Source organism: Kitasatospora sp. NPDC101801, assembly GCF_044766665.1.
Lineage (GTDB): Bacteria > Actinomycetota > Actinomycetes > Streptomycetales > Streptomycetaceae > Kitasatospora.
Genome location: NZ_JBIWML010000029.1, coordinates 78,423 through 98,129 on the forward strand (window position 1 = coordinate 78,423; position 19,707 = coordinate 98,129).

13 protein-coding genes and 3 pseudogenes are annotated in these 19,707 nt (G+C 74.2%); 14 read left to right on the forward strand and 2 right to left on the reverse strand.

Annotated features, from left to right (window positions below):
* Positions 1-510 carry a hypothetical protein gene (locus ACIRPK_RS26395; RefSeq protein WP_403042468.1) on the forward strand — a complete coding sequence of 170 codons (510 nt, stop codon included), beginning with the start codon at positions 1-3 and terminating at the stop codon, positions 508-510.
* The gene (locus tag ACIRPK_RS26400; RefSeq protein WP_403042470.1) at positions 507-1,487 is read left to right on the forward strand and encodes a serine/threonine-protein kinase; all 981 of its coding nucleotides are present in this window, start codon (positions 507-509) and stop codon (positions 1,485-1,487) included. Before ACIRPK_RS26395 ends, ACIRPK_RS26400 begins: the two co-directional genes overlap by 4 nt.
* 22 nt (positions 1,488-1,509) lie before the next feature.
* On the opposite strand, the gene ACIRPK_RS26405 is transcribed toward ACIRPK_RS26400, so the two are convergent.
* Positions 1,510-3,072, reverse strand: a complete 1,563-nt coding sequence (locus ACIRPK_RS26405) for an MFS transporter (protein ID WP_403042471.1) — start codon at positions 3,070-3,072, stop codon at positions 1,510-1,512.
* A gap of 111 nt (positions 3,073-3,183) precedes the next feature.
* On the opposite strand from ACIRPK_RS26405, the gene ACIRPK_RS26410 reads away from it, so the two are divergent.
* The 11 genes and pseudogenes from ACIRPK_RS26410 to ACIRPK_RS26460 form a co-directional block, all read left to right on the forward strand.
* Positions 3,184-3,870, forward strand: coding sequence for a TetR/AcrR family transcriptional regulator (locus tag ACIRPK_RS26410; protein ID WP_403042474.1), 687 nt, complete (start codon positions 3,184-3,186; stop codon positions 3,868-3,870).
* A 66-nt stretch (positions 3,871-3,936) separates the two neighbouring features.
* Positions 3,937-4,320 carry a hypothetical protein gene (locus tag ACIRPK_RS26415; RefSeq protein WP_403042476.1) on the forward strand — a complete coding sequence of 128 codons (384 nt, stop codon included), beginning with the start codon at positions 3,937-3,939 and terminating at the stop codon, positions 4,318-4,320.
* A 32-nt stretch (positions 4,321-4,352) separates the two neighbouring features.
* Positions 4,353-4,958 (forward strand): annotated as a pseudogene (locus ACIRPK_RS26420) (caspase domain-containing protein); the annotation flags it as partial.
* Positions 4,959-5,117: 159 nt separating this feature from the next.
* Positions 5,118-6,351, forward strand: a pseudogene (gene ftsZ, locus ACIRPK_RS26425) (cell division protein FtsZ).
* A gap of 9 nt (positions 6,352-6,360) precedes the next feature.
* The gene (locus tag ACIRPK_RS26430; protein WP_403042478.1) at positions 6,361-6,939 is read left to right on the forward strand and encodes a helix-turn-helix domain-containing protein; all 579 of its coding nucleotides are present in this window, start codon (positions 6,361-6,363) and stop codon (positions 6,937-6,939) included.
* Between the two features lie 106 nt (positions 6,940-7,045).
* A complete protein-coding gene (locus tag ACIRPK_RS26435) occupies positions 7,046-7,918 on the forward strand; it encodes a class I SAM-dependent methyltransferase (protein WP_403042480.1) in 873 nt (290 codons plus the stop codon).
* Between the two features lie 233 nt (positions 7,919-8,151).
* Positions 8,152-12,492 (forward strand): discoidin domain-containing protein, encoded by a 4,341-nt coding sequence (locus ACIRPK_RS26440; protein WP_403042482.1) that lies wholly within the window; start codon positions 8,152-8,154, stop codon positions 12,490-12,492.
* A 95-nt stretch (positions 12,493-12,587) separates the two neighbouring features.
* A complete protein-coding gene (locus ACIRPK_RS26445) occupies positions 12,588-13,211 on the forward strand; it encodes a TIGR03086 family metal-binding protein (RefSeq protein ID WP_403042485.1) in 624 nt (207 codons plus the stop codon).
* A gap of 86 nt (positions 13,212-13,297) precedes the next feature.
* The gene (locus ACIRPK_RS26450) at positions 13,298-15,133 is read left to right on the forward strand and encodes a cholesterol oxidase substrate-binding domain-containing protein (protein WP_403042487.1); all 1,836 of its coding nucleotides are present in this window, start codon (positions 13,298-13,300) and stop codon (positions 15,131-15,133) included.
* Positions 15,134-15,295: 162 nt separating this feature from the next.
* Positions 15,296-15,841 carry a hypothetical protein gene (locus ACIRPK_RS26455; protein ID WP_403042489.1) on the forward strand — a complete coding sequence of 182 codons (546 nt, stop codon included), beginning with the start codon at positions 15,296-15,298 and terminating at the stop codon, positions 15,839-15,841.
* A gap of 318 nt (positions 15,842-16,159) precedes the next feature.
* A pseudogene (locus ACIRPK_RS26460) lies at positions 16,160-16,612 on the forward strand (AAA family ATPase); the annotation flags it as partial.
* A gap of 202 nt (positions 16,613-16,814) precedes the next feature.
* On the opposite strand, the gene ACIRPK_RS26465 reads toward ACIRPK_RS26460, so the two are convergent.
* A complete protein-coding gene (locus tag ACIRPK_RS26465) occupies positions 16,815-18,122 on the reverse strand; it encodes a streptophobe family protein (RefSeq protein WP_403042491.1) in 1,308 nt (435 codons plus the stop codon).
* Positions 18,123-18,391: 269 nt separating this feature from the next.
* Between ACIRPK_RS26465 and ACIRPK_RS26470 the strand changes: the two genes are divergently transcribed.
* Positions 18,392-19,609: a DUF6777 domain-containing protein gene (locus tag ACIRPK_RS26470; protein ID WP_403042494.1), complete on the forward strand. Its 1,218-nt coding sequence runs from the start codon at positions 18,392-18,394 to the stop codon at positions 19,607-19,609.
* Positions 19,610-19,707: the final 98 nt, after the last annotated feature.

The following is a 19,707-nucleotide window of genomic DNA, read 5'->3' on the forward strand; positions in this document are numbered from 1 at the left end:
ATGACCAGCCCGTACGAGTTCCGGCCGACCCATGTCGTGCCCGAGGGCGGGCTGCCGACCTGGGAGAGCCCCGACCCGGCCCGGCAGTCCGCCCGGCTGGACCCGCTGCTGCCGGTGATGCTGACCGAGACCAGTGGCGACTGGGCCCGGGTGGTCTGCTCCAACGCCTGGTCCGCCTGGGTGGACGGCCGGCTGCTGGTCGCGCTGCCGCACCGCCCGCCCGGCACCGCGCAGCCGCTGGGCACCACCGCGGACCCGCGCGCGCTGCTCGCCGCGCTGGAGTCCGCGCTCGGGGCCTACCGGGCGCTGGTGGAGCAGTACGCCGACGGGCGGATCGACCTGGAGGGCTTCCGCAGCCGCAGCGCCGGACTGCGGATCGGCGCGGTGATCGACGGCCCGGCCGCCTGGCTGCTCGACCTGGACCGGGGGCGCTGGTACTACTGCGAGGGCGCCCAGCTGCAGACCTACGCCACGGTGGAGCCCGCCGACAGCGGGCGGGGCGCGCCGTGAGCCCGACCGTGCAGTCCGACCTGACCGGGCGTCAGCTGGCCGGCTACCGGCTGGGCAGGGTGATCGGGCGCGGCGGGATGGCGGTGGTGCACCAGGCGGAGGACCTGCGGCTCGGCCGGATCGTCGCGGTCAAGCTGCTCGCCCCCGAACTGGCCAGGAACGACGTGTTCCGGCAGCGGTTCGCCCGGGAGTCCAAGGTGGCCGCCGCGATCGACCACCCGCACATCGTCCCGGTCTACGAGGCCGGCGAGGCCGAGGGGGTGCTCTACATCGCGATGCGCTACGTCCAGGGCCGGGACCTGCGGGCCCTGCTCGACCGGCAGGGCCCGCTGAGCATCCGTCAGACGGTCCGGATCACCGCCCAGGTGGCGTCCGCGCTGGACGCCGCGCACGCCCACGACCTGGTGCACCGGGACGTCAAACCCGGCAACATCCTGGTCGCCGAGGGCACCGACAGCGAGCACCCCGAGCACGTCTACCTGACCGACTTCGGCCTGACCAAGAAGTCGCTCTCGCTGACCGGCCTGACCACCGTCGGCCAGTTCGTCGGCACCCTCGACTACGTCGCCCCCGAGCAGATCTCCGGCAAGCCGGTGGACGGCCGCTGCGACGTCTACAGCCTGGCCTGCGTGGTGTACGAGGAGCTGACCGGCGCGCCCCCGTTCCGCCGGGACGACGACCTCGCGCTGCTCTGGGCGCACCTGAACGACCCGGTGCCGCCGGTCACCGCGCTGCGCCCGGACCTGCCCGGCGCGGTCGACGAGGTGCTGGCCAAGGCGCTGGCCAAGACCCCGGAGCAGCGCTTCGACAGCTGTCTGGCGCTGGTGGCCGCGCTGCGGGCGGCGGGGGAGACGGCGGTGGCGCCCGCCGATGCCGTGCCGACGCCGACCGAGGTGGTCCCGGTGGTGGCGCTGCCCGAGCCGGTGCCCGCGCCACCCGCCTGGGCCTGGCCGGTGTTCGAGGCGGGCGGGCGCTGACCGGTGTCCGGCCGGGGAGGGGCTACCCGGCGGGCTGCTTGACGGGTGCCACCCGGGCCTCGGCGGGCGGGCGGGCGGTACCGCCGCTGAGGCGTCCGAGCAGCAGGGCCACCAGGACGGCGGTGACCGCGAGCGCGGCCGAGCCGCAGCGCAGTGCGAGGTGCAGGCCGTCGACGAACGCGTGGTCCACGGCGGCCTGGACCGGCCCGGGCAGGGCGCCGGCCGCCGTGCCCGCGCCGCCGCTGTGGCCGACGAAGGCGTCGGCGGTCCGGCCGGCCGCCTCGGCGGGAAGGCCGAGCCGGTCGAAGGCGGTGGTGAGACTGCCGGTGAGCCGGTTCGCCAGCAGTGCGCCCAGGACCGCGATGCCGAGCACCCCGCCGAGTTCGCGCAGGGTGTTGACGGTGGCCGCGGCCATGCCGGTGAGGTCCGCGCTGACCCACTGGAGCACGGAGATCGACACCGGGGTGAAGGTCAGGCCCATGCCGAGGCCCATGGTGCAGAGCGTCCAGAGGTACTCGGGGTAGCGCGCCTGGTCGCCGTACAGGGAGAGCCCGCCGAGGCCGGCCGCGCACAGGGCGATGCCCAGCACCACCGGGAGCCGGGGGCCGTACCGGGTGGTCAGCCGGCCGGAGAGCGGGGCCGCGAACACGATGGCGGCGGTCATCGGCAGGCCCGCCGCACCGGCGTCGGTGGGTGCCCAGCCGAGCACGCCCTGGAGCATCAGCGGCAGGAAGAACATCGCGCCGAACATCCCGAAGCTGACCATGAAGCCGCTCAGCAGTGCGCCGCAGAGCACCCGGTCGCGGAACAGCCGGAGCTCCAGCATCGGTTCGGCGAGCCGGAGTTCGAGCAGCACGAAGGCGGTCAGCAGGACGGCCGCGGCGGCCGCGCAGGCCAGGATCACGGAGTCGGTCCAGCCCCGGGCGGGGCCCTCGATCAGTCCGTAGACCAGCGCGCCCAGGCCGGTGGCGGAGAGCGCCAGGCCGGTCAGGTCGATCCGGCGGGCGCGGGGGGCCAGGTCGGGCAGGGTCCGGGCGGCCAGCACCAGGCCGAGGACGCCGACCGGGACGTTGATCCAGAACACGCTGGCCCAGCCGAAGGCGTCCACCATCGGGCCGCCGATCACCGGGCCGATCGAGAGGCCGAGCGCGGAGACCCCGGACCACAGGCCGATCGCGCGGGCGCGCTCGCGTTCGTCGGTGAAGACGTGCCGGAGGATGGCCAGGCTGCCGGGGGTGAGCAGCGCGGCGCCGACTCCCTGGAGCATCCGGGCGGCGATCAGCAGGCCGGGCGTACCGGCCAGCGCGGCGGCGGCCGAGCCGAGGGTGAACAGTGCCAGGCCGAGCCGAAACACCCGGGTCCGGCCGTAGCGGTCGCCGAGCGCGCCGCCGGTCAGCAGCAGCGCGGCGTAGACCAGGCTGTACCCCTCGGCGACCCACTGCAGGCCGCTGATGCCGGTGTGCAGGTCCTGCCCGATCCGGGGCAGCGCGATGTTGACGATGACGTTGTCCAGCATGGCCATGAACATGGTGACGCAGAGCGTCGCGAGCGCCAGCCGCTTGCGCGGCGTACTCGACCTCTCCATCGGGACCCCCTCCGGTCGATGATCCCTAACGGCGTTAGGGGCGATGGCGGCCCAGAATGCCCCTAACGGTGTTAGATTGCAAGCCCAATCCCCGGACGCACAGGAGGGGCGGTGCCCGTGCCCGCACAGGACGAACCGTCGGTACCGGCCCTGACCAGGGAGTCACTGGCCCAGGCGGCCCTGCGGGTGCTGGAGCGGGACGGTCTGGCCGGGCTGTCCATGCGCAGGGTCGCCGCCGAGGTCGGGGTCAAGGCGGCCTCGCTGTACTGGCACGTCCGGAACAAGGAAGAGCTGCTCGACCTGCTCAACGACGAGCTGATGGCGGGCGCCGAGCCGCCGCCCCGGACGGGCCACTGGCGCGAGCAGTTCCGCGAGTACGGCCTGCGGCACCGGCGGCTGCTGCTGGACAAGCGGGACGCGGCCAAGGTGGTCGCGGGCCGGCTGGCCCCCGGGCGCCACCTGCTGGGCCTGATGGAGGATCAGCTCGACCGCCTGCGTGAGGCCGGATTCTCGGCCGCCGACGCTGCCATGGCTTCGTACCTGCTCGGCGCGTACGTGCAGGGCTTCGTGCTCCAGGAGCAGTCCCCGCTCGCGGCCGCCGAGGCGCTGGGCGCGGGCCGCCGCGAGGTGGTGGTGGCCGCCGGCGAGCGCCTGCGGGCCCTGCCGCCGGAGACCTACCCCAACCTGGTCGCGATGGCCGAGGACCTGACCGACCCGGACATGGACGCCCGGTTCGAGTTCGGCCTGCAGCGCATCCTGGACGGCCTCGCGGCCCTGCTCCCGCCCGAGCGGCGCTGAGCGGCCGGGGTCGCAGGATCACCCGGAAGCCGGACGCGGAGCTGCCCGACCGGACACACTTGGCACATGCAGATGGCTGTGGATATCGTCGGCACCGACCGATCCGGTGCCGAAGTCGCTTCCCTGAAGCGGACGTTGCTGGCCGACCCCGATCTGCGGTCGGTACGGGTCGACGCGTTGGTCGGTCCGGTGGCCTCCGGCGCCATGGGGGTGCTGAGCGAGGGATTGCTGCTCGCCTTCGGCGCGGGCGGTGTCGGGGTGACCTTGGTGCAGGCGCTGTGCGGTTGGCTGGCCGGGCGTCGGCCCGGGGTCCGGCTCAGGATCACCCAGGGGGAACGGACAGTGGAGATCGACGTCACCAGGGCCCGCAACGCCGAGGAAGTCCTGGCGCTGTACCGGCAGTTGGAGACCCCGCCGGAGAACGTGCCGGGCCGTGGGGCGGGCGCGTGAGCCGGCTGCCCGATCCCGAACTGTCCAGGGCCGTGCTGATCGGGGTCTCCACCTACGCGGAGGCCGAGCGGTGGCAGCCGCTGCCCGCGGTCGAGCGGAACCTGACCGATCTCCGGGACGCCCTGACGGACCCGCAGCTCTGGGGCCTCCCGCCCGAGCACTGCACGACGATCCTCAACCCGACCGACTCGGGACCGGTGCTCGAAGCCGTCCACGCGGCGGCCAGGGCAGCGCGGGACACCCTGCTGGTGTACTACGCGGGGCACGGGTCGACGGTTGACGCCGACCTGTTGCTCACCACGGCCTCCACCACCTCGGACAACCTCCTGTTCCGGGCACTGCGGTTCAGCATCGCGCGGGACCTCATCCAGCAGCGCCGGGCCACGAACGCGGTGGTGCTGCTGGACTGTTGCTTCAGCGGGATGGCCCATCCGATGGCCGATCCGACCTCCTTCGTGGAGCGGCAGCTCGCGGCGGCGAGCGCGTACACCCTCAGCTCCTCCGCCCGGGACTCGATCTCGCTGGCACCGCCGGGCGAGCGCAACACGGCCTTCACCGGGGAGCTGCTCAAGGTGCTGACCACGGGGGTGCCGAACGCACCGGAGCTGCTCTCGCTCGGCACCGTGGCCCGGGCGGTGACGCAGCAGTTGGTGGACCGGCGGTTCCCCGCGCCGAGCCACAGTCAGACCGGTGAGGGAGATCGGCTCGCCCTGGCGCGCAACCTCCGCTGGCAGCCGCCTCGGTCCGGTGGCGGTCGCGGCGGTTCGGCACCCGCGCCGGGGTTCACCGCGCAGGATCTGGCGATCAAGGTCGTCGGTATCGGCGGCGGGGGGATCAACGCGGTCAACCGGATGATCGAGGACGGCGTGGCCGACGTCGAGTTCATCGCGATCAACACGGATGCCCAGGCCCTGCTGCTGAGCGACGCCGACATCAAGCTGGACATCGGCCGGGAGCTCGTTCGCGGCCTCGGCGCGGGAGCGAACCCCGAACTCGGCCGGATGGTCGCGGAGCTGCACCTCGGCGACATCGAAGAGGTGCTCAGCGGCTCGGAGTTGGTGTTCGTGGCCTGCGGGGAGGGTGGCGGGACGGGCACCGGAGGTGCGCCGGTGGTCGCGTCCGCCGCCCGCCGGCTGGGGGCCCTCACCATCGGCGTGGTGACCCGGCCGTTCAGCTTCGAGGGCAGACGCCGGGGGGAGCAGGCGAACGAGGGGATCGAGGCCCTCACCGCGGCGTGTGATGCCGTCATGGTGATCCCCAACGACCGTCTGCTGTCGCTGTCGGGGCACCGGGCCAGCATCGCGGACGGCTTCCGCCTCGCGGACCAGGTGCTCGTGAACGCGGTGCGGGGCCTCACCGACCTGATCACCACGCCGGGGCTGATCAGCATCGGGTACGGGGCGGTCCGCCAGATGCTGACGGGGGCCGGTCCGGCGGTCATCGCGATCGGGGAGGCGTCCGGCCCCCGCCGGGCGGCCCGGTCGGCGGCGGCCGCGATCAGCAGCCAGCTGACCGAACAGAACCTGCGGGCGGCCCGGGGCGTGATCATCTCGGTGGCCGGCAGCTCGGACCTGCGCTACGAGGAGGTCCAGGAGGTGGTCGTACTGGTGACCTTGGAGGCGGACAGGGACGCGAACGTGATCTTCGGCGCCGTCCTGGACGACTCCCTGGGGGACTCGCTCAGGACCACGGTCGTCGCGGTCGGCCCGCCGCCGGAGCGGGAGGTGGAAATGCAGCAGCAGAGGATGGACTGAGCCCGCTCCTGGCGCGCGGGCCCAGGACCGACGGCAAGCCAGGCCCAGGATGCGGACGTCGGTGTCGGGGGGCGAGCTCGGCGGCGACGTCCCGGAACAGGCGGCCCGCGGTGAAGGCGCAGTGGATCCGGACGGCCGGCCGGGGCCGAAGCGCCCGGGTCAGCTCGGCTGCCTGGGCGGCGTCCATCACCTCGGCGGCGGCGAGGTCGGCGTTGAGGTGGGCGCCGCCGAGCGCCCCGGCCGCGATGGTGGCGATGACAGGCGCGTCGTGCGATAACGGCATACGATGTTGCGCATGACGCAAGACAGTGGCGATCTGGACGGCCTGGTGCGCCAGCGGATCCGGGCCCTGCGGGTGGCCCAGGGCTGGTCCCTGGAGGAGCTGGCGGGCCGGGCGAAGGTCAGTCAGTCCACCCTGAGCCGGATCGAGAACGGGCAGCGACGGCTGGCGCTGGATCAACTCGTCATCCTGGCACGGGCCCTGGACACCTCGCTGGACCAGCTGGTGGAGACCGCCACCGACGACGTCATCACCAGTCCGGTGATCGACGCGGCGCACGCGCAGATGCGCTGGCCGGTCAGGTCGGACCCGGGCATGACGGTGATCCGGCAGCGGATGACGAGCCCGCCCCCCGAGGGCCCGGCCCGGATGCGGGCCCATCCCGGGCGCGAGTGGCTGGTGGTGCTGTCCGGGACGGCGGTCCTGCTGCTGGGTGACCGGCGGATCCGGGTGGAGACCAACCAGGCGGCGGAGTTCCCCACCATGCTGCCGCACGCGATCGGGGCCGAGGGCGGGCCGTGCGAGATCCTGGGCATCTTCGACCGGGACGCCCGGCGCAGTCACCAGCGCGGTGCCGACGGCTGAGCCCGACCGGCAGAGTCTTGCGCCTGCGGCCGTCCGGCCGGTCATCGTCTTGCGCAGACCGGGATCGATGCTGCCGGATCGGCACGGGCCGCCTAGCCTGGCCGGCATGACCCACGCTTCGCCGCACCGCGCACCCCACGGCCACCTCCACAGCGCTCCGCACCCCGCCCGGGACCCGGACGGTCAGGCGGAGATCCTCGACCTGGACGCGGAGGTGCTCGCCGAACACCTCGCGGCCGTCACCGCCGGACTGCCGGTCGAGCGGAGTCCACGGCGGATCGTGGACCTGGGCTGCGGGACGGGCGCCGGTACCTTCGCCCTGCTCACGCGTTTCCCGGAGGCGGAGGTGGCCGCCGTGGACGCGTCGCCCAGCCACCTGGACCGGCTGCGGGCCAAGGCCGAGGCGCTCGGGGTGGCCGACCGGGTGCGTCCGGTGCCGGCCGACCTCGACGGGGACTGGCCGGCGCTCGGCCGACCGGACCTGGTGTGGGCGTCGGCGTCGCTGCACCACCTGGCCGACCCCGACCGGGCTCTGCGCACGGTGCACGAACTGCTCGTGCCCGGCGGGCTGTTCGCCGTGGTGGAGCTGGCGGGCTTCCCCCGCTTCCTGCCCGCCGACGCACCGGCGGAACGGCCCGGCCTGGAGGACCGCTGTCACGGTGCGCTCACCCACCAGCACGCCGAGCGCCTGCCGCACCGGGGCGCGGACTGGGGCCCGAAGCTGACCGCCGCCGGGTTCGCGGTCGAGAGCGAACGGACGATCGCAGTCGACGTGGCCGGCGCCGACAACGCGGGAGTCGGACGCTACGCGATGAGCAGCCTGAAGCGCCTGCGGGGCAACGCCGCCCACGCCCTGGCAGCCGACGACCTTGCGGCCCTCGATCAACTCCTCGACCCCGAAAGCCCGTTGAGCATCCTGCGGCGGGACGACCTGGCGGTGCGCACCGAACGCACGGTGTGGGCCGCCAGGCGCGTCTGACCCCGCGCGGGCCCGCCCGCCCCGCCCCCGTCCGCCCGCTTCTGCCGAGACCCGCGTGGCCGCCCCGAGCCGTGCGGGTCTTCGGCATGCCCACGTCCGCAGACCGTGTCGGATCCGTTGACACTCTCGTCATCCCCCTGTAACTCTTGGGTGCCTTCGCGCAAAAAGCCAACAAAAGACAGTCATTTTCTCGACTCCCACCTCCCCCGCCTATCGAGAGACAGAGGGATGTCATGAGATCGAAGCGCATACTCCCGCGGCTGACGGCGACGTCGACCGTGGTGGGAATGCTCCTGCTCGCGGGGCCGCTGCCGCCGGTCCACGCGGCGGGTGGCCCCAACCTGGCCGCCGGGAAGGCGGTGAGCGCCAGCAGTGCCAACGGTCAGTACGTGGTCGGCAACGTCAACGACGGCAACCAGGCGAGCTACTGGGAGAGCGGCAACGGCGCACTCCCGCAGTGGGTCCAGGTCGACCTGGGCAGTGCCGCCCCGATCGACCAGGTGGCGCTCAAGCTGCCGGTCGGCTGGGGGAGCCGCTCCGAGACGCTGACCGTGCTCGGCTCCGTGGACGGGGCCGCCTTCAGCACCGTGGTCGGCTCGGCGGCCTACTCCTTCGACCAGGGCACCGGCAACACCGTCCGGATCAACTTCCCGGCCGCCACGGCCCGTTACGTACGGGTCCAGGTCGCGGCGAACGGCGCCTGGCCGGCCGCCCAGTTCTCCGAGGTCGAGGTGTACGGAGCGACCGCCGCCTCGGCCAACCTGCTCCAGGGCCGTACCCTCAGCGCGAGCAGCGCGGTCGGCGCCTACCCGGCCGGGAACGCCGCGGACGGCAGCCAGGCCAGCTACTGGGAGAGCTCGGCCAACGCCTTCCCGCAGTGGCTCCAGGGCGACCTGGGCGCGGCGGCACAGGTCAACCGGCTGGTGCTGAAGCTGCCGAGCGGCTGGGAGCAGCGCAGCCAGACCCTGAAGGTGCAGGGCTCCACCGACGGCAGTGCCTTCACCGACCTGCTGGCCGCAGCCGCCTACAGCTTCGACCCGGCCGCCGGGAACGTCGTCACGGTCTCGCTCCCCACCAGCACCACCCGCTACCTCCGGCTGCTGTTCACCGCCAACAGCGCCTGGCCGGCCGCCCAGGTGTCCGAGTTCGAGGCGTACGGGCCGGTCGGCGGTGACACCCAGGCGCCGACGGCGCCGACCGGTCTGACGTACAGCCAGCCGGAGCCCGGGAAGATCAGACTGGCCTGGGGTGCCGCCAGTGACAACGTCAAGGTGATCGGCTACGACGTTTACGCCAACGGGCAGTTGCTGGCAGGCGTGGCGGGCGACGTGCTGACGTACACCGACAGCCGCCCCGCCGGGGAGACCGTCACGTACACCGTGCGGGCCAAGGACGCGGCGGGCAACCAGTCCAACCCGAGCGCGCCGGTGACCCGGCCCGGGGAGAACCCCGGCGACACCGTCAAGCCGACCGCGCCCGGCAACCTCGCCTACACCGAGCCCGCCGCCGGGCAGATCAGGCTGACCTGGGACGCGTCCACCGACAACGTCGGTGTCACCGGCTACGACGTCTACGCGGACGGTCAGTTGAAGGCGAGCGTGGCCGCCACCGTCCGGACCTGGACCGACAGCCAGCCCGCCTCGGCGAGCGTCACGTACACCGTGCGGGCCAAGGACGCGGCCGGCAACCAGTCCGACCCGAGCAGCCCGGTCACCCGCCCCGGCGACCCCGGCACGCCGGGGACCAACCTCGCGGCGGGCAAGCCGATCGAGGCGTCCGGGCAGGCCTGGACCTTCGTTCCGGCCAACGCCAACGACAACAACGTGACCACCTACTGGGAGGGCGCCGCCGGAGCGCTGCCCAGCACCCTGACGGTCAAGCTGGGCGCGAACGCCGATCTCCAGCGGGTCGTGGTGAAGCTCAACCCCGACCCGGCGTGGGGTGCCCGGACCCAGAACATCCAGGTGCTCGGACGGGAGGACGGCGCCACCGGCTTCACCAGTCTGAAGGCGGCCGCCGACTACCGCTTCGACCCGGCGAGCGGGGCCAACACCGTGACCATCCCGGTCACTTCGCGGGTCGCCGACCTCCGGCTGAGCATCGCCGCCAACACCGGCGCGCCCGCCGGGCAGGTCGCCGAACTCCAGGTCATCGGCACCCCCGCGCCGAACCCGGACCTGACGGTCACCGACGTGTCGTGGACCCCGGTGAGCCCGAACGAGGTCACCGCCCTGATGCTGCGCGCCACCGTGAAGAACATCGGCACCCTCCCCGCCCCCGCCGACACCGTCGACTTCCTGCTCGGCGGCGCGCTCGCCGACAGCACGGCGCTGCCGGCCCTGGCCGTCGGCGAGTCGGTGACGGTGTCCAAGAACATCGGGACCCGCCCGCAGGGCACGTACCTGCCGAGCGCCCGGGTGGACGCCGACAACTCCGTCCGGGAGCGGAACGAGGACAACAACCTGCTGGCCGCCAGTTCCCCGATCACCGTCACCCAGGCGCCCGGCCCGGACCTGGAGGTGCTGGACGTCACCCCGAACCCGGCGAGCCCGGCCGCCGGTGCGCCCACCTCGTTCACCGTGCAGCTGCGCAACCGGGGCATCGACCCGGCACCCGCCGGGGTCACCCGCCTGACGGTCGGCACGGCGACGCTGAACACCGCCACCCCGGCGGTCGCGGCCGGACAGACCGTCAGCCTGCCGGTCACCGGCAGCTGGACGGCCGTCAGCGGCGGCGCGACCATCACCGTCACGGCCGACGCGACCGGCACCGCGACGGAGACCAACGAGACCAACAACGTCCTGGCCAAGCCGATCGTGGTCGGCCGGGGCGCGGCCGCGCCGTACACCTCGTACGAGGCCGAGGACGGCCAGTACCAGGGCGAGCTGCTCCAGGCGGACGCCACCCGCACCTTCGGGCACACCAACTTCGCCTCCGAGTCCTCCGGCCGCAAGTCCGTCCGGCTGACCAGCACCGGCCAGTACGTCGAGATCACCTCGACCGTGCCGACCAACTCGATCGTGGTGCGCAACTCGATCCCGGACGCGGCGGGCGGTGGTGGCGCCGACGCGACGCTGAGCCTCTACGCCAACGGCACCTTCGTGCAGAAGCTGAACCTGTCGTCCAAGCACAGCTGGCTGTACGGCACCACCGACCAGCCGGAGGGGCTCACCAACACCCCGCAGGCCGACGCCCGCCGGCTGTTCGACGAGGCGCACGCGCTGCTCGCGCAGAGCTACCCGGCCGGGACGAAGTTCCGCCTGCAGCGCGACGCCGGGGACACCGCCGCCTTCTACGCGGTCGACCTGGTCGACCTCGAGCAGGTGGCCCCGCCGACGGCCAAGCCGGCCGAGTGCACCTCGATCACCGACTTCGGCGCCGTGCCCGACGACGGTCTGGACGACACCACCGCGATCCAGGCGGCGGTGACGGCGGATCAGAACGGCAGCATCGCCTGCGTCTGGATCCCGGCGGGACAGTGGCGCCAGGAGAAGAAGATCCTCACCGACGACCCGCTGAACCGGGGCACCTACAACCAGGTCGGCATCCGGGACGTCACCATCCGCGGTGCGGGCATGTGGCACTCGCAGCTCTACACGCTCACCGAACCGCACCTGGCGACCGGTGGGATCAACCACCCGCACGAGGGCAACTTCGGCTTCGACATCGACGACAACACCCAGATCTCCGACCTCGCGATCTTCGGGTCCGGCCGGATCCGGGGCGGCCCGGACGGGTCGGAGGGCGGCGTCGGGCTGAACGGCCGGTTCGGCAAGAACACGAAGATCAGCAACGTCTGGATCGAGCACGCCAACGTCGGCGTCTGGGTGGGCCGCGACTACGACAACATCCCGGACCTGTGGAACCCGGCGGACGGGCTCCAGTTCACCGGTATGCGGGTCAGGGACACCTACGCCGACGGGATCAACTTCTCCAACGGCACCCGCAACTCCAAGGTGTTCAACTCGACCTTCCGGACCACCGGGGACGACGCGCTCGCGGTCTGGGCCAACAAGTACGTCAAGAACACCTCGGTGGACATCGGCCACGACAACAGCTTCACCAACAACACCGTCCAACTCCCTTGGCGGGCCACCGGGATCGCCGTCTACGGCGGTTACGGGAACAAGATCGAGAACAACCTGGTCCACGACACCGCCAACTACCCGGGCATCATGCTCGCCACCGACCACGACCCGCTGCCCTTCTCCGGGCAGACGCTGATCGCCAACAACGCGATCTACCGCAGCGGCGGGGCGTTCTGGAACGAGGACCAGGAGTTCGGCGCACTCACCCTGTTCGCCGCCAACCTGGACATCCCGGGTGTGGTGATCCGGGACACCGAGATCCACGACAGCACGTACGACGGCATCCAGTTCAAGACCGGCGGCGGGACCATCCCCGACGTCAAGATCTCGAACGTCAGCATCGACAAGTCCGACAACGGCGCGGGCATCCTGGCGATGTCCGGTGCCCGGGGCAGCGCGACCCTGTCGAACGTGACCGTCACCAACTCGGCCACCGGGGACATCGTCCGCCAGCCGGGCACCTCCTTCACCATCACCACCCAGTAGTCCCCGGCGGCCCCGGCCGGCGGAGATCCGTCCGCCGGCCGGGGCCGCTCCGAACGCACTTGACTCCCGGCCCACCCCGGCAACATCGTCAGGGCATGCCTTTCACCATGGAGCCGGAAGCCTTCGACCGACTGCGTCGCCTGGACGCGCTGGCGGTCCGGATCAGCCTCGACCTGGCCCACCGGATCACCCCCGAGGACTTCGCCCGGCCCACCCCCTGCGCCGCCTGGACGCTGGGCGAGCTGCTCGCCCACCTGACCGCCCAGCACCTGGGCTTCGCCGCCGCCGCACGCGGGCGGGGCGGCGAACTCGACCGGTGGGCGGTCGGGCCGGTCACCGCCGACCTGCCGAAGCGTCACGAGGCCGCCGCCGCCGAGGCGCTGGCCGCCTTCGGCGAACTCGCGGGTCCTGAACCGCTGTTCGCCCTGCCCGAGTTCAGCAGCCCGTTCCCGTTCCCGGCGGGCCAGGCCGTCGGTTTCCACCTGGTCGACGCCGTGGCGCACGGCTGGGACCTGGCCGCCTCCCTCGGGCTCGACTACCACGCCGATCCCGAACTGCTGGACACCGCCCTGGCGGTGGCGCTGGCCGTCCCCGACGGCGACTCCCGGCTGGCCCCCGGCAGCGCCTTCGAACCCGCCCTGCCCGCCGACCCGGGGTCGAGCCCGCTGGACCGGATCCTGGTCGCGCTGGGCCGCTCCCCGCAGTGGGGGCGGGCCTGACGGGTACGGCCGCTCCACGCGGCCGCCCGGCTGCGGATGATGTTGAACGCCCACGTCCCGAACCCCTCCGTTGATAGCGTCGGAGCGTGACGAGCCGACAGCAGTACGACAACACCCCTGGACTGACCCGCCGTAAGGCGCTCGCCGCACTCGGCGGCGGTGGCGCCGCCTGGCTGCTACGCGGCACCGTGGGGCCGGACCACGCGCAGGCGGTCGGCGCCGCGCCGACCGGACTGCCGGCCGGTCTGGTGCCGTACCAGCGGGTGTACGAGAACTGGGCCGGGGAGGTCCGGACCGACCCGCTCTGGGTCTGCGCGCCGGACCGCCCCCAGCAGGTCGCCGAACTCGCCGACTGGGCGCGCGGCGCGGGCTGGCGGCTGCGCCCGCAGGGCCACCGGCACGGCTGGGCACCGCTCACCGTCGCGCCGGGCACCCCGGCCTCGGCCCGGGTGCTGCTGGTCGACAGCACCCAGCACCTCACCGCGATGGCGCTGACCGGGAGTTCGGTGGCCGGCGCCCCGACCGTCCGGGTGCAGACCGGAGCCTCGATGGAGGAGCTGCTCGGCCACCTGGCCGGGCACGGCCTCGGCGTCACCGGCTGCCCGGCCCCCGGCGACCTCACCGTCGGCGGCGTGCTGGCCGTCGGGGGTCACGGCACGGCCGTCCCGGCCGTCGGCGAGACCGCGCCCGCCGGGCACGGCTACGGCTCGGTCAGCAACCAGGTCGTCGCGCTCACCGCGGTGGTCTGGGACCAGGCCCAGGGCCGTTACGTGCTGCGGGAGTTCGACCGGTCCGAGGCCGACAGCGCCGCCTTCCTGGTCCAGCTGGGCCGGGCCTTCCTGACCGAGGTGGTGCTCCGGGTCGGCGCCGACCGGAACCTGCGCTGCGTCAGCCGGACGGACGTCCCGGCCACCGAACTCTTCGCCGCACCGGGCGGATCCGGCAACCGGACGTTCGCCGACTTCGTCGACCGGGACGGCCGGGCCGAGGCGATCTGGTACGCCTTCACCTCGCACCCCTGGCTGAAGACCTGGCGAGTCACCCCCAACCGTCCGTTCGCGGCCCGCAGCGTCACCGAGCCGTACAACTATCCCTTCTCCGACAACATCCCGAAGCCGGTGGCCGAGCTCGCCGGACAACTGGTGGCGGGAGCCTGGGGGTTGGCCCCGACTTTCGGCCAGCTCCAGTTCCTGATCACCAAGATCGGCCTCACCGGCGACCTGACCGACGTGCTGCTCTCCTCCGGTCTGCTGCGCAGCCTGCTCACCGGGGACCTGCTCGGCCACCTGCTCGCGGACGGCCTGCGCTCCGACCTCTGGGGCCCTTCCAGGGCGGTGCTCCAGTACGTCCGGCCGACCACCCTGCGGGTCACCGCCAGCGGGTACGCGGTGCTGGTCCGGCGGGCCGATCTCCAGTGGGCGGTCAGCGAGTTCACCGCCGCCTACCAGCGGCTGCTGACGGAGTACCAGCAGCGCGGCGAGTACCCGGTGAACGGGGCCGTCGAGATCCGGGTGACCGGCCTGGACGACCCGGCCGGCTCCGGCGTGCCCGGTGCCCGGCCGCCGCTGCTCTCCGCCGTCCGGCCCGACCCGGCCCGCCCGGAGTGGGACACCGCGGTCTGGGTCGACATCCTCAGCCTGCCCGGCACCCCCGGGCTGCACCGGTTCTGCCGCGACCTCGAACAGGCCCTGCTGCGCAGCTTCGACGGCGGCCGGGCCGGGCTGCGGGTCGAGTGGGCCAAGGGCTGGGCCTACACCGAGGACGCCGCCTGGGCCGACCCGGACGTGCTCGGCCGGGTGATCCCGGACAGCCTCCGGGTGGGCGAGGGCCCGGGCTGGGACGAGGCGGTGGCCGTGCTGGACCGGCACGACCCGCACCGGGTCTTCGGCAACGCCTTCCTGGACGGGCTGCTCCGGTCCTGACGGCCGGCCGCCCGCCCGGGACGGTAGGGGGCCCCGCCGGCGGACCACCTCGCGGCGCCGGCGGTGCCCGGGTGACGGCGGAGCGCCGGAGGCGGTGCCGGTGAGCCGTTCCGGCCGTGGCGTTCGTAGAGTCTGAGGATCGTCTCCGGGAAGGGACCCCGCATGGTGGACCACGCACGCGACCACGCCGACCAACTGCGCGAAGCACTCGCGGTGCTGGGGATCGAATGGCGGCCGGACGAGGTGGTCGGCGACGAGGTGCGGGCGGTGATGCTGGCGACCGCGCTGCTGGGCGCCGCCGAAGCGCACCTGGTGGCGGCGGAGACCACCGCCGCGCAGGCCGGCGAGGACCTGGCGGCGCTGCGGCAGGCGTACGGGCCGGTGCGCGAGGAGGTGGTGGCGGGGGCGTCGCCGAACCTGCCCGACCACGAGCGGCTGGTGCTGATGCTGCGGACCAGCCTGCTGGTCGGTGACCTCGGCCGGGCCGCCGGTCCGGACGAGGAGCACCCGGACGTCGAGACCCTGGCCGCCGCGCGGGACGCGGCCGCCTGCGCCTCCGCCCTGCTCGGCTACCACTTCGCCCCGAGCTTCGGCAGTGCGGCCGGCCTGCCGGAGCGCAAGGAGTTCCTGGGCGCCGCCGCCGGTCTGGTCCGTCGGCTCGCCGACCGGCTGGTGACCATCGCCAGAACCGGCGGGGCGACCGGCTGAGCCAACCGCCGAGGGCGTCCGCTGGCATGTTCGCGCCCGGAAAATGCCTGGTCACAGCTCTTTCGCTGCTCTCGGCGGGGGTCTAGCATTCCGGGCACGGCGGCCCCCAGCACCCCCGAGTTGCGGGCCGCCGGGCCGGTCGGCCGGTCCTCCAGCGGTCGACCCCTCCCACGGCCGGAGCCCTGGGCAACCCCCTGCCCCCGGGCTCCGGCCGCGCTCGCCCCGCCGTTGGTCAGGGGCGCCCCTGACCAGTGAGAATGGCCCCGAAGCGCCCGCCCGGGGGCGGGACGATCGGAACAGAGCGGACAGGGGCACGGCGTGCGGGGGCGGAACGCGGAGCGGGACCGGATCGGGCAGTTGCTCGCCGACGCCCGGCAGGGGACCAGCGGTGTCCTGCTGCTGCACGGCGAGGCCGGCATCGGCAAGACCGCGTTGCTGGACTGGGCCGCCGAGCGGGCCGACGGCCTGCGGGTGCTGCGGGTCGAGGGCATCGAGTCCGAGATGGAGCTGGCCTTCGGCGGCCTGCACCAGCTGTTCCTGCCCGTCCTGGACCTGGTCGGGACGCTGCCGGAGCCGCAGGCCGCAGCGCTCCGGGCGATCTTCGGGCTGACCGCCGACGGAGTCCGGGACCGGTTCACCGTCGGCCTCGCGGTGCTCACCATGCTCTCGGAGGCCGCAGCCGACGGCCCGCTGCTCTGCCTGGTCGACGATGCGCAGTGGGTCGACCAGCCGTCGGTGGACCTGCTGACCTTCGCCGCGCGCCGGCTGCGGGCGGAGGGCGTGGTGATGCTGTTCGCGGTCCGCGACGGGGCGCCCGGCGCGGCCGTGAAGGGGCTGCCGCAGCTGCTGGTCGAGGGCCTCGACCGGGCGGCCGCCGCCGAGCTGGTGCCCGACCTGCCGCCGTACGTCGCGGACCGGGTGATCGAGGAGGCCCGGGGCAATCCGCTGGCCCTGATCGAGCTGGCCGGCGCCCTCACCCCGGCTCAACGGGCCGGTCGGCTGGGCCCGTCGGCGCTGCCGGAGGCGGCCGGGCTGCGCGGCGGCGGAGCCGGCGGGCGGCGAGCGCGCCGAGCAGGCCCGCGAGGGCGCCCCAGGCGGCGGCCAGCGGGACGGAGAGCAGCAGGCGGGGGGTGAGCGAGGCGCCGCCGCCCGCCGCGTCGAAGCCGAGCAGGGACAGGCCGACCTCGGCCGAGATCCGGGTCAGCAGGCCGATCAGCAGCATGGCGACGCCGAGTGCGGCCGCCAGCTGGGCGGCGTACCGCCGGAGCGGCAGGCCGGGCGGTGAGTGCAGGGCCGCGCCCAGACCGGTGAGCAGCAGCAGGACGGCGACCAGCACCGCGAGCAGCCAGGCCCGGCCGTCCTGGGCGGCCAGCGTACGGAGATCGAGCGTGACGTCCCGGCCGTCCTGGGTGCGCAGCACGTCGGTCAGCAGCCGGGGCACCGGCAGGCCGAGGTCACCGCCGACCGAGCCGTGCCAGGACGCGCCGAAGCCGAGCCCGAGGGCGAGCCAGGCCAGGTTGGGCAGGGCCAGCAGGACCACGGCGAGGGTCTGGCGCGGGCGGCCGTCCACGGCCGCCGAGACCAGCCCGCCGACCAGGGCGAGCGCCACCGTGCCGAGCAGCAGGGTGAGCACCGCGTGGGCGGCGGGCCGGACGGCCGCCCGGTGGCGGAGCAGGGCCGGTGGCAGCGGCGCGCTGCGGGCGGCGAGCATGGTCAGCAGCAGGACCAGGGCGAGCCAGAGCAGGCCGAGACCGACGGTCGGCAGCAGGTCGGTCCGGAAGCCGACGGTGGGTGCCGCGCCGAAGGCCGCGCCCAGGCTGTCGGCCGGCGGATCGCCGGTGCGGACGGTGAAGCTCTGGTGGGCGGGCAGCCGGAGCAGGAGCAGCAGGGCGAGCCAGAGCACCGCCGCCCGGGCCGCCCGGCCGGCCAGTTCGCCCGGGGTGGCCACCGCCCGGAGCCGGAGCGGGCGCAGGAACAGCCGGGCCAGGGTCAGCGCGCCGAGCAGGGTGACCGAGAGCGGCAGCACGGCGAGGCCGCCGTGCGCCTCGGCCAGGAAGGCGGCGCCGCCGGTGAGTTGGACCGGGACGCCGACCGCCATCAGCACGGTGGCGGCGACCACGGCGGGGAAGGCGGTGGACCCGGGCAGCTGGTCGGCGCCGGCCGCCCAGAGCCCGAGGGCGGCCAGTGCGGTCATCGCCGCCAGGGTGCCGAGGACGGCCCACAGGGCGTCCGCCCACGGGGTCCACCGGCCCGGGCGGGCCGAGTGCGCGGTCGGCTGCATGGTGCCTCCTGGCGGACCTGCGGTGCCGTGGTCCGATCACCCCAGCTTGGGCCAACCGGCGGTCTCCGGCGAGCCGCCGGGGGCGGGCGCCCGGACAATGAAGCAGCGGGGGAGACCAGGTGTGGAGGCAGGCCGTGAGTTCCCAACCGCCGTCCGATCCGCCGCCGTCCGACCCTTCGTCAGGGCGGCCGCCGCAGGAAGGACGGCCGTCGCAACCGCCGCCGTCCGAGCCGCCGTCCGGCCCGCCGACGGTGCCCCCGTCCGGCCCGGTGTCCGAGCCGGGCGGTACCGGTGGGCCGCCGACCTCGGGCGGGAGTGCGGCCGGTCCGCCGTCCGGCCCGCTCTCCGGGCCCTCGGCGGCCGAACCGCCGACCGGTGGCGGGACGGTGGCGGGCTCGAGCGGCCTCGGCTCGACCGGCCTGGCCGACGGGGGCGGGCCACCGCCCGGCGGCCGCACCCTGGTGACGGCCTCCGGTGACCGGCCGCCCCGGGCCTGGTGGCGCAGACCCCGGCTGATCGCGCTGCTGACGGCCGTGGTGGTGGCCGCCGCCGTGCTGACCGTGGTGCTGACCACCCGTGACTCGGGCGGCAAAACCGAGGCGGCCCCGCAGGTCGCCCTGCAACCGGTCGCGGCCACCGGACCCGATCCGTTCACCGGCTCGGTCGCGGTCGCGGCGACCACGGCGGCCTCGACCGCGTCGGCCGCCACCACCGCCTCGGCCACCGGCTCCGGCGCCCGTACCGTGCAGGGGTCGGACCCCGGCCTGTACGGCGGCAGCCGGCAGGTGGCCAGCTGCGACGTGCCCCGGCTGGCCGAGTTCCTGGGCGCCAACCCGGACAGGGCCAGGGCCTGGGCGGCCGTGGAGGGGATCGACCCGGGTGCGGTCGGCGACTACCTGCGTGCGCTCACCTCGGTGGTGCTGCGGGTGGACACCCGGGTGACCAACCACGGTTTCGCCAACGGTGCGGCCACGCCGTACCAGGCGGTGCTGCAGAGCGGCACCGCCGTGCTGATCGACGCCGAGGGGCTGCCCCGGGTGCGCTGCGCCTGCGGCAACCCGCTGCTGCCGCCGGTGCTGTCGGTGACCCCGCCGGCCTTCTCGGGCACGCCGTGGCCGTCGTTCCGGGAGCAGGACGTGGTGGCGGTGAGCCCGGCGCCGTCCCCGCTGAAGGACGTCGTGGTGGTCGACCCGTCGAGCGGGCAGTCGTACGCCCACCAGCTCGGTGGCTCGCCGTCGGCCCCGGTCTCGCCCTCCGGCTCCGGTACCGGTACCTCCTCGGGCTCCGGGTCGGCGTCGACGAGCAAGGGCACCTCCTCGGCACCGTCGTCCGCCGGTGGCTCGTCGGGTGGCTCGTCCGGGCCGTCCGTCGGGGCGCCCCGCAGCGGCGGTTCGGCCGGTTCGGTGACGCCGGGTCAGCCGGGCGGTGCGTCGGCCGGCAACGGCTCGGCGGGCGGCGGTCCGTCGGGCGGCGGTTCGGCCGGGTAGCACCCGGACCCCGGCTGCTCGCGGCGGCCGGGGTCCGGAGTGTGGTTACTGACCGGGGGTCAGCTGGTGGTGTTGATCGAGGTGTCGTCGATCAGGAA